Source organism: Cytobacillus sp. IB215316, assembly GCF_033963865.1.
Taxonomy (GTDB): Bacteria; Bacillota; Bacilli; order Bacillales; family SM2101; genus Nanhaiella; species Nanhaiella sioensis.
The window spans coordinates 226,827-242,994 of record NZ_JAXBMC010000001.1; the positions used below are offsets into that span (position 1 = coordinate 226,827).

14 protein-coding genes are annotated in these 16,168 nt (G+C 34.8%); 11 read left to right on the plus strand and 3 right to left on the minus strand.

Annotation, left to right across the window (positions count from 1 at the left end):
• Nucleotides 1-107 precede the first annotated feature (107 nt).
• The 4 genes from SLH48_RS01030 (at nt 108) to uvrC (ending at nt 5,385) form a co-directional block, all read left to right on the plus strand.
• Nucleotides 108-869: a hypothetical protein gene (locus tag SLH48_RS01030; protein WP_320256724.1), complete on the plus strand. Its 762-nt coding sequence runs from the start codon at nt 108-110 to the stop codon at nt 867-869.
• Between the two features lie 70 nt (nt 870-939).
• Nucleotides 940-1,872, plus strand: coding sequence for an FTR1 family iron permease (locus SLH48_RS01035; RefSeq protein WP_320256725.1), 933 nt, complete (start codon nt 940-942; stop codon nt 1,870-1,872).
• Between the two features lie 391 nt (nt 1,873-2,263).
• A complete protein-coding gene (locus tag SLH48_RS01040; protein WP_320256726.1) occupies nt 2,264-3,589 on the plus strand; it encodes a nucleoporin-interacting protein in 1,326 nt (441 codons plus the stop codon).
• Nucleotides 3,590-3,606: 17 nt separating this feature from the next.
• A complete protein-coding gene (gene uvrC / locus SLH48_RS01045; protein WP_320256727.1) occupies nt 3,607-5,385 on the plus strand; it encodes an excinuclease ABC subunit UvrC in 1,779 nt (592 codons plus the stop codon).
• 339 nt (nt 5,386-5,724) lie between these two features.
• Here uvrC and SLH48_RS01050 read toward each other — a convergent pair whose 3' ends face one another.
• A complete protein-coding gene (locus SLH48_RS01050; RefSeq protein ID WP_214481547.1) occupies nt 5,725-6,177 on the minus strand; it encodes a YslB family protein in 453 nt (150 codons plus the stop codon).
• A gap of 382 nt (nt 6,178-6,559) precedes the next feature.
• On the opposite strand from SLH48_RS01050, the gene SLH48_RS01055 reads away from it, so the two are divergent.
• From SLH48_RS01055 to sdhB, 3 genes are read left to right on the plus strand one after another with little or no spacing between them, the layout of a single operon-like run.
• Nucleotides 6,560-7,168 (plus strand): succinate dehydrogenase cytochrome b558 subunit, encoded by a 609-nt coding sequence (locus SLH48_RS01055; RefSeq protein ID WP_320207713.1) that lies wholly within the window; start codon nt 6,560-6,562, stop codon nt 7,166-7,168.
• Nucleotides 7,169-7,200: 32 nt separating this feature from the next.
• The gene (gene sdhA / locus SLH48_RS01060) at nt 7,201-8,964 is read left to right on the plus strand and encodes a succinate dehydrogenase flavoprotein subunit (RefSeq protein WP_214481543.1); all 1,764 of its coding nucleotides are present in this window, start codon (nt 7,201-7,203) and stop codon (nt 8,962-8,964) included.
• A 1-nt stretch (nt 8,965) separates the two neighbouring features.
• Complete coding sequence (gene sdhB / locus SLH48_RS01065; protein ID WP_214481541.1) at nt 8,966-9,727, plus strand: succinate dehydrogenase iron-sulfur subunit; 762 nt, start codon at nt 8,966-8,968, stop codon at nt 9,725-9,727.
• A 253-nt stretch (nt 9,728-9,980) separates the two neighbouring features.
• On the opposite strand, the gene SLH48_RS01070 is transcribed toward sdhB, so the two are convergent.
• On the minus strand, nt 9,981-11,042 hold the full coding sequence (locus SLH48_RS01070) for an endonuclease/exonuclease/phosphatase family protein (protein ID WP_320256728.1): 1,062 nt from the start codon (nt 11,040-11,042) through the stop codon (nt 9,981-9,983).
• A 209-nt stretch (nt 11,043-11,251) separates the two neighbouring features.
• Between SLH48_RS01070 and SLH48_RS01075 the strand changes: the two genes are divergently transcribed.
• The 4 genes from SLH48_RS01075 to SLH48_RS01090 all read left to right on the plus strand — a co-directional run bounded on the left by SLH48_RS01075 (nt 11,252) and on the right by SLH48_RS01090 (nt 15,902).
• Nucleotides 11,252-12,613, plus strand: coding sequence for a D-arabinono-1,4-lactone oxidase (locus SLH48_RS01075; protein ID WP_320256729.1), 1,362 nt, complete (start codon nt 11,252-11,254; stop codon nt 12,611-12,613).
• 424 nt (nt 12,614-13,037) lie between these two features.
• Nucleotides 13,038-13,262 carry a spore germination transcription factor GerE gene (gerE, locus tag SLH48_RS01080; protein WP_214481537.1) on the plus strand — a complete coding sequence of 75 codons (225 nt, stop codon included), beginning with the start codon at nt 13,038-13,040 and terminating at the stop codon, nt 13,260-13,262.
• 620 nt (nt 13,263-13,882) lie between these two features.
• Nucleotides 13,883-14,677: a glutamate racemase gene (racE, locus tag SLH48_RS01085; protein ID WP_320256730.1), complete on the plus strand. Its 795-nt coding sequence runs from the start codon at nt 13,883-13,885 to the stop codon at nt 14,675-14,677.
• Between the two features lie 127 nt (nt 14,678-14,804).
• Nucleotides 14,805-15,902: a GerMN domain-containing protein gene (locus tag SLH48_RS01090; protein WP_320256731.1), complete on the plus strand. Its 1,098-nt coding sequence runs from the start codon at nt 14,805-14,807 to the stop codon at nt 15,900-15,902.
• Nucleotides 15,903-16,007: 105 nt separating this feature from the next.
• Here SLH48_RS01090 and SLH48_RS01095 read toward each other — a convergent pair whose 3' ends face one another.
• Entirely contained in the window at nt 16,008-16,151 is a 144-nt protein-coding gene (locus SLH48_RS01095; RefSeq protein WP_320256732.1) for a hypothetical protein, read from the minus strand.
• Nucleotides 16,152-16,168: the final 17 nt, after the last annotated feature.

A 16,168-nucleotide genomic window follows, 5' to 3' on the forward strand; every position in this document is an offset into this window, starting at 1 on the left:
TGAACAGAGCAAGAAACATTAGTAATGACACTTATGCTTTTCTTAATATATAGTATTGACATTAATGATGATAATCATTATCATTAATGTGTGGGAGGAAATATTATATGAAAAAGGTATTATTTTTTTGGGTGACATTGATATTCATTTTCAATTCGCTATTATCGACTCAAGTTTTTGCATATTCATACGGTGATCCAAATAAGGAGCCGATTGCTGAAGCATATAAGGATATGCTTATAAAATTAAATGAAGAACCACCTAATTTTTCTGAGGTTAAAGCCATTTACGAGACAGTCAAAGAAGATGTTGACCTCCATATGGGCTCAGAGCCAACAGAAACTATTACAAAACATATAGAGGATGAAAATAAAGATGCAGTCATTAAGGACTTAGAAAAAATCCTCGTTTTGAATATAGCACGTCGACTTGAAAGTATTGAACTAAACTTTGAAGATTTTGATACATCTAAGCGTTTATTAGCAAAAGGATTTGCTACATATGAAGCATTATCACCACTTATCGAGAGTAAAGATCAAGAATTGGATCAATCGTTAAGAAATGAGTTTGATCTTGCATTATCTGCCCTTGGAAATCCTGGATTATTTGGTGTAGGTGAGAAAGAAGCAGATATTAATAGTTTTATAGAAAGTAAAGAAATCATTATTTCGACAATTCAAGAGCAGCTTAATGTGTTAAATATTGAAGTTGGACATTTTAACGAAGAAGATGTTGAGTCTACTTTGACGGATACTGGAAAAAAAGAATGGACAGATTTATCTAACTTTACAAACTGGATTCCAATTCTTTTAATCATTGGTGTGATAATAGCTATCGTTATATATTCTATGAAGAAAAAAAGAAAGTAAGATATGAGCATCATTTAAGTGTTTCGAAATTCGTCTTATGAGATACTCCTAGTGGGGAAGGAGAAAAGCTATGCAAATTCAAGCATTATTAATTACGTTTCGAGAGGTTCTGGAAGCCCTGCTCATTGTTGGGATCATTACGACCTACTTAAAAAGAATGGACCATTCAAAATATACTAAATATGTGTGGTTAGGAGCAGGATTAGCAGTATTAGCAAGTGTCGGGATAGCGATGTTGTTCCAAGTTGTTTTTACCGGTTTTGCAGCTATGGGAAACGAGATGTACTTAAAGATTGGAATTATTTTAGTTTCTACGTTGCTACTTACCCAAATGGTGTTTTGGATGGCAGCACATAGTAAAGATATTAAGGGTAATGTAGAAGGAAAAATGAACCGATTTATTTCAACAGGTAATATAATTGGTATGGTTATTCATTCATTTCTAGTCGTTTTGCGAGAGGGTGTCGAAACAGTATTTTTCTTTGCAGCTATTACCGGGGGGAATATTGGTGCAGCACTTGAAGGTTGGGGAGCAATAACGGGTATGCTCATTGCTGTAGTCATTTGTTACTTCTTCTTTAAAGGGACAATGCGTATTCCATTAAAGACATTCTTTAAAGTTACTGGTGCATTTATTATCTTAATAGCAGCTGGTTTATTAGTTCAAGGAATTGGAATGCTCCAAGATTTAGAAATTATCGGTAGTGTAATGCCACATGTCTATGACATTACTTGGTTTTTACCAGAACATCCAATCGATTACGCGCACTATGTGCGAGATAACGGAGTAGCACCTCTCTTATCTGGTGATATTGGCATATTCTTAAAAGCACTTTTCGGTTATTCTTCTATGCCGTCAATTGAAGAAATGTTGGCATATATAGGGTACTTCGTAGTCATCTATTTACTAATTAAATCCCATTATGGCCAAGAACAGCAGGAGAACAGCAAACAAGAACAAACAAACAATGTTAAGGTGCTTGAACCCCAAACAAAGCTTTAAAAAATATACTTTTAAAAAGTACGAGACAGTAGTCTTGTACTTTTTTCAGCATATTAAAGTATTCTTATATTGATGTATAAGGAACAAATAAATTCATAAACCTATGTAGTGTCGAGGTTGAATAATGTTTTTGAAACTGCAATATGAGCAGAAAAGTCGCTTTTATGCTTCTCTATTTAGAAGAATTAAGGAGGTTAGCCTGGGGGATTATCAGCGTTTTGTTGATTTTCAATAACCTTAAAACCTAATGAATCATTTCCTAGAAAATAATAAAAAGCATATACTTTCACTTTGTGTTACTGTTTGTATCATTTGTTTAACTTATTATTATTATTTGCAATTAATATATAGTAGTCCTTTTGCTGCAACATGGGATCAGGTAGATTTTACTTTGGCACTTACACGTTATGATTTATTATCAATGCAACCACATTTCCCTGGTTATCCTTATTTTATATTAGGTGGTATGTTAATAAATACGGTCATTGATAATGGAGCCAAGGCACTAGCGGTTTTTAATGTTTTAGCGATGATCACTTCTGTTATACCCATTTATTTGATGGCTAGACAATATATTAATAGACAACAAAGCCTTTTGGTCGTAGCTGTCATACAAACGGCAAGCTACGTAGGCTTAATTGTTACTCAACCTATGTCAGAAGGTTCAGCGATTGCATTTCTTTGGTGGTATATATGGAGTTTATTTCAAGCAAAAAATTCAGATCGATTTGTTTTGCAGTTATTGCCTCTGCTTTTTTTTAGTATCGTATTAGGCATTCGTCTATCTTATTTACCCTTTGGGATTGGTATTATACTTCTTTGGTTATATGATTGGAAAAGGTTTGAATCTTTTGGGAGACTTAGTCGTTTAGTTGTATTTGCAATCATTTTTCAATTATGTTGGGTTATAGGGTTAATAATGACTGAAGGAAGTGTTAGTGGCTTTATTAAATTAGCTCTATCTTTTACATCCGGTCACTTCAATGACTGGGGTGGAACACAAGTTACTGCTAGCGAGTCTGTTTTTTATCGATTATTAACATTAATCGGAATAAACATAGTCTGGAATGGAGTAGCTGCTAAATCATTATTATTATTGTTAGTATATAGTGTACTATTCATTTTTTGTTGCTATAAATTACTTACACAAAAACTTTACACACGCTCGGATTATTGGTTATTAATCATCGGGGCAACGTATTTCATCTGGGCATTGTTTGCGCAAAACATTGATAAGCCTAGACATATAACGCCTCTAGTTGGTATGGTTCTTTTTCAATTACTCATTTTGATTTTAAAGAGATCCTTTCACATATTCCTTGTTGTGATGTTAACAGTTATTGTCCTTAGTCAAGTTATTGTAGGATATAAATTAATTTACGAACAAGCAACAGAGCAACCAGCTACACATCAATTAGGCAATTATTTAGATGCACAGAACGAATTTGTTGTATTATATACTTGGGAGGAAACGAGGGTGCTAAAGTATAATAACGTATCCTTTCCTCACAAAAGAATATTTACTTATGAAAGGTTTCTACAAGATAAATTATATTATAAGAATGCAACAATTTATGTTACTGATCATGTACTCAAAGGATTTGAATCACAAGGGGTTAATGTTTCAGGATTTATTGAGAAAGTGACTTCATTCTCTTCGAGTATCATGTCGGACCCTTCATATGGAGAAATCACTTTATATAAGTGGAAAGATTAAAGGTTGGAGCGATTGTCATGTCAGATCATTTAAAAGAAAAAATTTCAATTGTACCAGAACATCCAGGATGTTATTTAATGAAGGATAAGAATGGGACAGTCATCTATGTAGGGAAGGCGAAAGTTCTTAGGAATCGTGTCAGGTCTTACTTTACAGGCTCTCATGATGGAAAGACGTTACGGCTAGTAAATGAAATTGTTGATTTTGAATATATCGTGACCTCTTCAAATATAGAAGCTTTAATTCTTGAAATTAATTTAATTAAAAAGTTTGATCCAAAATATAATATTATGTTAAAGGATGATAAAACGTATCCTTACATTAAAGTCACTGCAGATACTCACCCACGTCTACTTATTACGAGGAAGGTCAAAAAAGATAAAGGCAAATATTTTGGGCCATACCCAAATGTTCAAGCTGCGAACGAAACGAAAAAACTATTGGATCGTATGTACCCTCTGCGCAAATGCTCAACGCTCCCAGACCGAGTTTGCCTATATTATCATATGGGACAATGCCTAGCTCCTTGTGTGAATGAAGTGACTGAAGAGCAAAACAAAGAAATGGTCGAACAAATCGTTCGATTTTTAAATGGTGGGTATAAACAAACAAAAAAAGAGCTAACTTCAAAAATGCTAAAGGCATCGGAAGAGCTAGATTTTGAGCGGGCTAAAGAATACCGTGATCAAATTACACATATTGAAACAACGATGGAAAAACAAAAAATAACAATGAAGGATTTAGTTGACCGTGATGTCTTTGGCTACTCTTTTGATAAAGGATGGATGTGTGTACAAGTATTTTTTATTCGTCAAGGAAAGATGATTGAGCGAGACGTGTCGATATTTCCTTTTTACAATGAGCCGACTGAAGACTTTTTAACATATTTAGGGCAGTTTTATTCGAAAACAGAGCATTTTATCCCAAAGCAAATATTGCTTCCAAATGATATTGATAAACAGTTAGTTGAACAGTTATTACAAGTACAGGTTTTACAACCAAAACGTGGACAAAAGAAAGAACTGCTTGATTTAGCAAAGAAAAATGCGAAGCTTGCTTTACAAGAGAAGTTTTCACTTATCGAACGTGATGAAGAAAGAACAATAAAGGCAGTAGAAAACTTAGGTACACAATTGAGGATTGAAACTCCTCACCGTATAGAGGCCTTTGATAATTCAAATATTCAAGGGACGGATCCTGTATCTGCAATGGTTGTTTTTATTGATGGGAAGCCAGAAAAGAAAGAGTATCGAAAGTACAAAATAAAATCAGTCATTGGGCCAGATGATTATGATTCTATGCGCGAGGTAGTAAGAAGGAGATACACTCGTGTATTAAAGGAAAATATGCCATTTCCAGATTTAATTTTAGTTGACGGTGGCAAAGGGCATTTAGCCGCAGTTCAAGATGTTTTAGAAAATGAGCTTGGAATCGAAGTTCCGGTTGCAGGAATGGTTAAGGATGATAAACACCGCACATCTGAACTAATTGTTGGTGATCCTGTCCAAACAGTACCGCTTGAAAGAAATAGCCAAGAGTTTTATTTGATTCAACGTATACAAGATGAAGTGCATCGCTTTGCAATAACTTTCCATCGTCAAATAAGAAGTAAATCTGTTTTTAAATCTATACTTGATGATATCCCAGGTGTTGGTGAAAAACGGAAAAAAGCACTTCTTAAGCATTTTGGCTCAATTAAAAAGTTAAAAGAAGCAACCGTTGAAGATCTTCAAAAAGCACAGATTCCAATTAATGTAGCTAAAGAAATTTATAACAAGATGAACGACAAAGAGTAATAAAAGGTTATCATTTAGGAATTAACTACTGTTACGCTCAATGATTCATATCATTTAGCCAAAACTGAGAAGAGACCCTGATGTATATTCGTCAGGGTCTCTATCGTTAAAATAGCAAATTTATCGTACTAAGAAATAACAAACAGATTTGTCTTTTTTAATGACGGCTTTCGCATAGATTGTTGTTTTTCGTACCTATTTCTTAGTATCTTTTCTTCTATAAAACGATGATTGTTGCGTACAACAACATCTTTATCTTCTAGTTTAGGAAAAAAGTATCATAGTTTACGAAAAGAGCCACCTTATATTAAATATAATGATTAATGAAGAGCTAGCTGTTTATGAAGAAATGATATCAAGCCTATCCCATTTTACAGTGAAAATCACCTTTTTCGATCGAGGCTTTTGCTGCTCATAAGCTTCTGTAATCATTTGTTTTTGTCCTTGAATTTGTTCCGCTAAAAAACCAGCTTCCAGTTGAAAGGTTATATTGTCAGATGATAAGCGCTTTTCAACAAGATGTCCATTTAATTCGAGGTGTAGCTCGTTTTTCGTTTCTTTTACAGTGGATAAGTTCCCCCATCCAGCCTCATGAAAAAAAGAAATGATTTCATCAATATTATTACATGGAAATTTTCTTGCTAGATCTTTTCCTGATAAATACATAATAAATGATAATTCTTTTCGAAAAATATTCGGAAGCACATGTTCTCTATAGATTTCTAACCCAAAAGCAGGTACGGATGTATTGTTTTCTTCTGTATGTTCTTCGGTATAGATTAAGTCTTTCATTTTGACCCCCTCTTCACCAAATTATTATATAACAATAGCAGCATTAAGGCATAAGTTTTTTGTTTACTTTTAATGAAAACTTTTAAGGATACTGATTGTTCGTCTTTTATGAAGAGTGGTTCACCGTATTATGGAAAATTACGGTGAAATTTGATTGATTATGACGAAAAAAAAGAAAATTCATGAATATTTTATGAACACGTTTTCTTGACGCTTGATAATGTTGAGAGTACAATAAATTTGTTACATTATATTGATAAAAAATGCAATCTATTCATTTTTTATTTTTTCCTCATCATAAGTAATGGGGATGGGATTTTATTTTATTTTACTTTTGTTTTAAGTTTTCAAAAAAATGATTCAACTCAAGGGGGGTATAACTGTGGAAAATAATCGTGAATTCTTTTATCGCAGATTACATTCACTATTAGGAGTCATTCCAGTAGGGATATTTTTAATTCAGCATTTAACTGTGAATTACTTTGCGACAAGAGGTCCGGAGGCGTTTAATAAAGCGGCTCACTTTATGGAAGGTCTGCCATATCGCTATGTTTTAGAGGCTTTTGTCATTTTTCTTCCTATTTTATTTCATGCGATATACGGGCTGTATATTGCTTTCACAGCTAAAAATAATGTAAGCAATTATAGTTTTTTCAGAAACTGGATGTTCCTATTACAACGTATATCAGGGGTTATTACGTTAATATTCATTACTTGGCATGTTTATCAAACCCGAGTTCAAGCAGCTTTCGGTGCAGAAGTTAATTATGATATGATGGCGAATATTTTAGAAAGCCCTATCATGCTTGGTTTTTATATCGTTGGTGTTATTTCAACTATTTTTCATTTTGCAAATGGATTATGGTCATTCCTAGTTAGTTGGGGAATTACCGTAACTCCCCGTTCACAACAAATCTCTACTTATGTAACGATCGGTGTGTTTGTAGCACTTTCATATGTAGGTATTCGTACGATTTTAGCATTCACTTGAATCTAAGTAAGCAATTAAAGGGGTGAGTCACTTTGAGTAACGGAAAAATCATTGTAGTCGGCGGTGGGCTAGCTGGCTTAATGGCAACAATTAAAGCTGCAGAAGCAGGAGTAGCGGTTGATCTATTTTCATTAGTACCAGTTAAACGTTCTCACTCTGTATGTGCACAAGGTGGTATTAACGGTGCCGTAAATACAAAAGGTGAAGGAGATTCACCATGGGAGCATTTCGATGATACAGTTTATGGTGGGGACTTTCTAGCAAATCAGCCACCGGTAAAAGCAATGTGTGATGCTGCACCTGGTATTATACATTTATTAGATCGTATGGGCGTTATGTTTAACCGTACACCAGAAGGATTATTAGACTTCCGTAGATTTGGTGGAACGCAGCATCATAGAACGGCATTTGCTGGTGCAACGACTGGACAGCAGCTGCTATATGCATTAGATGAGCAAGTTCGTCGCCACGAAGTGAGTGGACTTGTAACGAAATATGAAGGATGGGAATTTTTAGGGTCTGTCATTGATGACGATGGGACTTGCCGTGGTATCGTCGGTCAAGATTTAAAAACAATGGACATTAAATCATTTAAAGCCGATGCAGTTATTTTAGCGACTGGTGGACCTGGAATCATTTTTGGGAAGTCAACTAACTCAGTCATTAATACTGGATCAGCAGCATCGATTGTTTATCAACAAGGTGTGAGCTACGCGAATGGTGAGTTTATTCAAATTCATCCAACAGCTATCCCTGGTGACGATAAGCTGAGACTGATGAGTGAATCAGCACGTGGCGAAGGTGGACGTGTATGGACGTATAAGGATGGAAAGCCGTGGTATTTCCTTGAGGAAAAATATCCTGCATACGGAAATCTTGTTCCACGAGATATTGCAACACGTGAAATATTCCATGTGTGTGTTGATTTAAAACTAGGAATAAATGGAGAAAACATGGTCTATTTAGACCTATCACATAAAGATCCTAAAGAGCTTGATGTTAAGCTTGGTGGTATCATTGAAATTTACGAAAAATTTATGGGTGATGATCCACGTAAATTACCGATGAAGATCTTCCCTGCTGTTCATTACTCAATGGGTGGTTTATGGGTAGATTATAATCAAATGACAAATGTACCTGGCCTATTTGCTGCAGGAGAATGTGATTATTCTCAACATGGGGCTAACCGCCTTGGTGCAAATTCATTACTGTCAGCAATTTATGGTGGTATGGTCGCTGGGCCAAAAGCTGTTGAATATATTAATGGTCTTGAGAAGAGTGCTGAAGATATATCCTCTACTTTATTTGAAAGCTTTGAGAAGCAAGAAACTGAAAAATGGAATAATATTTTAAATCTTGATGGTAATGAAAATGCTTATATTCTTCATAAAGAACTTGGGGAATGGATGACCGATAATGTAACGGTTGTTAGGCACAATGATAAGCTACTAAAAACAGATGAAAAAATACAAGAACTTATCGAACGTTTTGATAATATTAATATTAATGATACAGCCAAATGGAGTAACCAAGGTGCATCATTTACTCGTCAACTTCAAAACATGCTACAATTATCACGTGTAGTAACGATTGGTGCATATAACAGAAACGAAAGTCGCGGTGCTCATTATAAGCCTGACTTCCCTGATCGTAATGATGAAGAATGGTTAAAAACAACGATGGCAAAGTTTGTTGATCATAAGTCAGCACCAGAATTTAGTTACGAAGATGTTGATGTATCATTGATTGAACCACGTAAGCGTGATTATACGAAGAAAAAGAAGGGGGAGAAGTAAGATGAGTGAGCAGAAGGTCGTTCAATTTATTATTACACGACAAGATGAGCCTGATTCTTCCCCTTATGAACAAGAGTTTGAAATTCCATATCGACCGAACATGAATGTCATTTCAGCACTTATGGAAATTCGCAGAAATCCGGTTGATAAAAATGGTAATAAAACAGCACCAATTAATTGGGATATGAACTGTTTAGAAGAAGTATGCGGTGCATGCTCAATGGTCATAAATGGTAAGCCACAGCAATCATGTACAGCTTTGGTTGATAAATTAGAGCAGCCGATTAGATTACAGCCGATGAGAACATTCCCAGTTGTGCGTGATTTACAAGTTGATAGAAGTAGAATGTTTGATTCATTGAAAAAAGTAAAGGCTTGGGTTCCGATTGATGGAACGTACGATTTAGGACCTGGTCCACGTATGCCTGAAACGAAACGTCAATGGGCTTATGAACTATCAAAATGTATGACATGTGGTGTGTGCTTAGAGTCTTGTCCGAACGTTAACAGTAAATCAAACTTTATTGGACCTGCTCCGCTTTCACAAGTTCGCTTGTTCAATGCACATCCAACAGGAGCCCTGAACAAAGGTGAGCGTCTAGATGCACTTATGGGTGAAGGTGGTCTGGCGAATTGTGGGAATTCCCAAAACTGTGTACAATCATGTCCAAAAGGAATTCCATTAACTACATCAATTGCATCCTTAAATAGGGATACAGCTATTCAATCATTTAAGAACTTCTTCGGTAGTGATCGAGTTTAATTAGTAATGAAAACCTCTTCAACGTTTGAAGAGGTTTTTTGTTTTCTTATTGATTATGCTCTTATACTTAGTCCAGCTGAAAATAAGTCCAAAGCCTTGAGGCTAGCTACTAGCTATCTAGCATTAATATAATATGAAATGAACTTGCATAACAGCAAGCTTTAATACCTTTTCTTCTCTAAAAAGATGCAAATGACATCTAACCTCATTCTATTGCTTATATAACAATAGCAACAAAGTGAAGCGAGCATTTCTATTTTAAAATAAATTCTCCTGTCACTGGGTTATGATCACTGTTTTCATATCCTAAGTAATCTCCTGATACATTTATAACTTCAATATTTGGAGATACTAAGAAGCCATCAATTACAGCTAAGAAATTCACTCCTTCTCTAAATGGATATTGGGTTGTGCGACTAGTTGGAACCTGTCGATCTGCTACCCATTGGAAGCCCTCTGGTTTAAATGTTTCAGGGAATTCTTGCAGCCATTCAGGCCACTCTTCTGTTGTTTCGAATAAATAAGGATCTGTTCCAGGAATAACATGATTCCAGTCTCCACCTAATATTAAATAGTTTTCTTTTTGTATCTCATTTGCTAAATATTGAGATAAGTATTGTAATTGCTGTTTTCTCACCTTCCCACCTTCATCGTATGCTGATAAATGTAGGTGAATAAGAATCAGCTCTTTTCCATTGTCGATAGGAATTCTATTTTCAGTAAATGCACGGTCCAAATCAAATAATTGTCTTGGCCAGTCTTCTTTTCCAGCTAGTGCAAATCTAGTACTTTGTTCAATTGTGTATTTAGATAAAGTCAATATACCACTATTTGCCGATCCCATTGGATCTAGGATTGGTACTGGTACCCAAGGGACTTTGTAATTTACACCATACGTATAACTATAATCAGGTAATTTCTTTGAAATATGATCGATTTGATTAATGTGATTGCTACGTGAAGAATCAGTATCAACTTCTTGTAATAAATAAATATCAGATTTTTTATCCTCTATGAATGACGTTATTGCTTCTAAATTTATCAACGTTTGTTCTTTGCTACTTGATTTTGACATTTTTCCACCGTCTAGAAAAAAATCTTGTTCCTTATCTAACCCTGCATAACCAATATTAAAAGTAGTCATCGTAAAAGGTTCATTTGCCCTAAGCATATTTCCACTTTGGTTATTAACTGTAAGTGAAATTTCTTCTGCAGGTTTGTAATCTGTAACTGTCACATAGATCAAAAAAGTGATAAAAATGAGTGCGATTAATAGAATGATATAACTTATCCATTTAGCGACTTTTATTGCCATGTACATTCTCCTTTATCAATACGTTTGTTATTAATAATACTGCAACTATCATTATGATAAGAATTTTACCTATAATTATATTGTAATAAAAACTAAGTGAATAATATATGTTTTCTTTCGATTATTCTGAAGATTTAGTATAATATTAATGAGATTTAAATATGATAGATAAGACTTTGAGAATAAATTGTATAGTGAGGGGGACAACTGTGAACTCCGTAAAAGCTGTAGAAGTACAGAGGTGGGAGAACTGGTCTGGGAGTGTTGTAAGTAAACCTGCAAAGGTCATGTACCCAAAAAGCATTGAAGAAATCATTTTAATCGTTAAACAATGTAACAAAACTAATCAGGCTATACGTGTGGTTGGTTCTGGTCACTCATTTACTTCATTAGTAGCAACTAATGATCTATTACTTTCATTGGATCTCCTTGAAGGGATAGAACATACAGACCGAGAGAATGATATTGTTTCTGTTTGGGCAGGAACAAAGCTGCATGTTTTGGGAGAGGCTCTTCACCAACTTGGATATGCACAAGAAAATTTGGGTGATATTAATGCTCAATCAATAGCTGGAGCTATAAGTACGGGTACTCATGGGACGGGAATCGAGTTTAGTAGTTTGGCTACACAAGTTGTAGAAATGACTGTAGTAACTGGGAAGGGAGAGTTACTAGAATGTAGTATGGATAAAAACACTCAAATGTTTAAAGCTTTACAGCTATCATTGGGTGCTTTAGGTATTATTGTTAAACTTAAGCTGAAGGTTGTACCGGCATATAAATTACTTTTAGAGAGCAAACGAATGTTCTTAGATGATTGCCTACAGAATCTAGACAAATATAAAACGGAAAATCGACATTTTGAATTTTTTTGGTTTCCATATAGCAAATATGTTCAAGCTAAATTTGTTAATAAAACAAACGACGAAAAAACAAAAAAAAATATTACAGATGCATTTAATAAAAAATTTATTGAAAATGGCTTGTACAGGGTGTTATCAGAAGGGTGTCGTTTAATACCTTCGTTAAGTAAATCGGTAAGCAGATTGTCAGGAAGAGTAGTTCCGAATGAGCGAGCTATCGACGATAGCTATAAAGTTTTTGCATCAATAAGAGATGTTAAATTCAATGAAATGGAATATAATATTCCAGCTAATCAGCTTGCCAATGTGCTTACAGAAATAAGGGATATGATTAATGAAAAAAAGTTCCCCGTGCATTTCCCAATAGAATGTCGCTATGTTAAACGAGACGATATATGGCTAAGCCCAGCTTTTGAGAGAGACTCCGCATATATTGCTGTTCATATGTACAAAGGGATGGAGTATAAAGATTATTTTCGTAGTGTTGAACAAATATGCAGAAAATATAACGGCAGACCTCATTGGGGGAAGATGCATACACTAACAGCACATACACTAAAAGAAGTATATCCATATTGGAATGAGTTCTTGCTGTTAAGAAATGACTTAGATCCAAATAGTTTATTTATGAACACATATTTACGTCAATTATTCGATATAGCTCCTACCTCCACGACGTCAACAAATTCACAATTAGCTGGTTTTTAATATTTTATAAGGCTCTTTTCGTAAACTTTGTCGCTTTTTTCACATATATTTAAGCAGCTCATGTGTATTTTATAATTTTTATAGTCTTTAGTGAGAAAAAAATGAATTATATTTATGTATAGCTCTCAAACGTATACAGCCTTTTATAATCATCTCTATAGGAGCTGGCACCTGATCAACTAATATTTAGGGTTGATTGAAACAACCCGTTACATCTAACCCAATCAAGCAATTCATTACGGTTTAATTATAAACCGAGAAAATAAATTCTGATATAAGGTGTCATGTAAAAGAAAAGCAAGATGTTCGTACATTTTGGACGAAAATAATCACAGCCATACTCCTTCAAACATAAGATAACATGACTAAATATATACCCATCCGCTAGTTCAGCTCGTACCTTTAGCAAGGAGGGTTACAATATTTGAAGGAGAAGGAGTTTCAACCAAAGCCGTTACTCACTAAGAGAGAAAGAGAAGTATTTGAATTGTTAGTTCAAGATAAAACAACAAAAGAAATTGCTAGTGAATTATTTATTAGCGAGAAAACTGTTCGAAATCATATTTCAAATGCCATGCAAAAGCTAGGAGTTAAGGGGCGTTCGCAGGCAGTAGTCGAGCTATTGCGAATGGGTGAACTTAAGCTTTAATGTATACCGGCTTACCTTACATAGGGAGGCCGGTTATTTATATGTCTTAATTTTAAGTAAGTTCTGTCAGCAAACGTGATCGACATATAATATTTATGTGAAAAAATTTAAGTGGTGGATTGCACAATCTAAGATGTAACTTTAAGGTTTGATACTGGAGGTTATTAAATGGAAAATTTTAGGGAGTTGAAGAACTTAAGCAGAGTACAATTTGTTCTATTGTACTCTGTGGTTATATCTATTCCACTCGTTGTAGATTATTATATAATTAAGTATTTTATGAACTCTTTTACGTTTCAGATTGATTTTACTGAATTGTTAATTGTTTGGGTTATTTGCTTTGTATTAAGTTTCTTGATGTCTATATACGTTTGGAAATGGTTTAAGAAACATACTTTGTAATACGTGCATATAACTAGTTTCATAAAAAGTTATGACTGTGCTCGATTTTATCGGCAAAGAATATTTAAGTAATATGATTGTCTAAGGTAAATTACTTTTATACAATTTAGTAGCTATGCTTCACCTTGTGAAATACTTGCATTTCAATTCAAAAAGATAGAAAATAAGGTGACACTTTAAATATACATCGAGAAACGAGATAAGAATGAGGCGATTTTTTGTTAAGACCGATTGGAGTTATCGATTCAGGAGTAGGAGGACTAACGGTTGCGAAAGAAATCAATCGTCAGTTACCTAAAGAAAGAATCATTTATTTAGGAGATACCGCTAGATGTCCTTATGGGCCGAGGCCGAGTGAAGAAGTCCGGGAATATACATGGGAAATGACAAATTACTTGCTAACATATGATATTAAAATGCTAGTTATTGCTTGTAATACTGCTACAGCTGCAGTATTAGAAGAAATAAAGAATGAGCTCAATATACCTGTTGTTGGTGTAATTCATCCAGGAGCTAGGACTGCACTAAAAATAACAAGCAATAATCATATAGGTGTAATCGGTACTGTAGGTACCATCGCTAGTGGCGCTTATAAACAAGCATTAGAGTCTATTAACCACAATGTTTATGTAGAATCACTTGCGTGTCCTAGATTTGTTCCACTCGTTGAGAGTGGTGACTATGAAGGGGAACAAGCGAAAAGAGTGGTTGCTGAAACTTTAGTAGAATTAAAAAATAAAAGAATTGATACACTTATTTTAGGTTGTACTCACTACCCACTTCTAAGTCATTTAATTAGTGAATTTATGGGAGAAAGGGTGAATATTATTTGTTCGGGAGATGAGACTGCTCGGGAAGTCAGCACGATTCTATATCATAGCGGATTATTAAATGATGAAGATGGTAATAATAATCATCTATTCCTTACAACAGGTGCACAGGAGATTTTCCAACAAATTGCTTCGAATTTATTTGGGCACCCTATTGAAAATATAGAAACTATTAGTTTATAAAAAATTAAATGAGAAGCTTTATTTTACATCCTCTAGCCAAGCTAGAGGGTTTTTTCTTTTTTATCGGTCTAAAAATAAAAACAGCTCGTATACATAGTAGTACAAACTGATGTAAGGGGGAAGATAAATGAAAACATGGAAAATACTCAAAATGACCACTGCTATATTAACATTATCAGTGTTATTAGCTGGATGTGGTCTTTTTGGTGGAGAAGATAAAGGCCTTGAGATTGATCCACCTCAAGAAACAACTTATTTGGAGGAAGGGGAATTTACTGACGGAGAAAGTGTAATGGATTCAGAACAAGAAGAAGGTGTAAGTGTTGATTTACAGGAAGATGTAGTGGTAGACACTGTTCAACGTGAATTATTTCTGCTCGATCAATATGGAATGGTCGTTCCACAAACAGTAGAGTTACCGATAGTAGAAGGTCCAGCAAAGCAAGTTTTAGAATACTTGGTACAAGATGGGCCAGTAGAGGATATGCTTCCTAATGGATTTAGAGCTGTATTACCTGCAGGTACATCAGTTGAGGTGAACATAGTAGAAGATGGAATAGTAATTGCTGATTTTTCAAAGGAATTTCAAGAGTACAATAAAGAAGATGAACTAAAAATATTACAAGCAATCACATGGACATTAACTCAGTTTGACACAATTAATAAAGTACAAATAAGGATAAATGGTTACGATCAACCTGTAATGCCTGTGAACGGAACACCGATTGGGGAAGGGGTTAGCAGAGAGCACGGTATTAATTTTGATGAAAATGAAGTTGCGGATATTACAAATTCATACCCTGTTACAGTCTATTTCTTAGCGGAAAATGCTGATTCAACCTACTATGTTCCTGTTACTAGAAGAGTAGAGAACACTGAAGAAAATAGCATCGTTGCTGTCATTAATGAATTAGTTGAAGGACCTAGTTACACATCAAAATTATTAGGGGCAATCAATAATGAAGTTGAATTATTGAGCGAACCGATCATCCAAGACGGGCAAGTTATTTTAAATTTTAATGAATATATTCTAGGAAGCTTTTCAGAAGATCCGATTATTAATACAAATGTATTAGATACATTAGTCCTAACACTAACAGAACAGGAAGGTATAGAACAGGTTGCTATTCAAGTAAATGGGAAAGCAGAACTTGTGAATGAACAAGGTGAATTATTAGCTGAACCAGTATCAAGGCCAAAAAATGTGAACATGGATAGTTTTTAAAAATCTTTTTTTGATATACTATATAAAGATGAGTACAAGAGGTAGGCGTATTTGAGCTACCTCTTCTTATTGTCTAATTCCCTCGAGGACGCTTCGTCATCGCATCTAAAGGCAAAGAACACCTTCGTATGCGATGACTCCAGCGCTTGTCGGGAATAACCAAGGTGCTTGCGCATTTCGCAATTGTCTAGCTCCAGGCGCCATCGGCTCGAGGTCATAAGCTAAATTGTCAAGAAGGTTAAAAAGCAACCTTCCAGCCAGCTTAA

Excerpts from the sequence above, each read along its gene's own strand:
- SLH48_RS01050 (WP_214481547.1), bottom strand. The coding sequence starts at position 6,177 with ATGAAAGACTTAATCTATACCGAAGAACATACAGAAGAAAACAATACA.
- uvrC (WP_320256727.1), top strand. The coding sequence starts at position 3,607 with ATGTCAGATCATTTAAAAGAAAAAATTTCAATTGTACCAGAACATCCA.
- SLH48_RS01030 (WP_320256724.1), top strand. The coding sequence starts at position 108 with ATGAAAAAGGTATTATTTTTTTGGGTGACATTGATATTCATTTTCAAT.
- sdhB (WP_214481541.1), top strand. The coding sequence starts at position 8,966 with ATGAGTGAGCAGAAGGTCGTTCAATTTATTATTACACGACAAGATGAG.
- SLH48_RS01070 (WP_320256728.1), bottom strand. The coding sequence starts at position 11,042 with ATGGCAATAAAAGTCGCTAAATGGATAAGTTATATCATTCTATTAATC.
- SLH48_RS01035 (WP_320256725.1), top strand. The coding sequence starts at position 940 with ATGCAAATTCAAGCATTATTAATTACGTTTCGAGAGGTTCTGGAAGCC.
- SLH48_RS01090 (WP_320256731.1), top strand. The coding sequence starts at position 14,805 with ATGAAAACATGGAAAATACTCAAAATGACCACTGCTATATTAACATTA.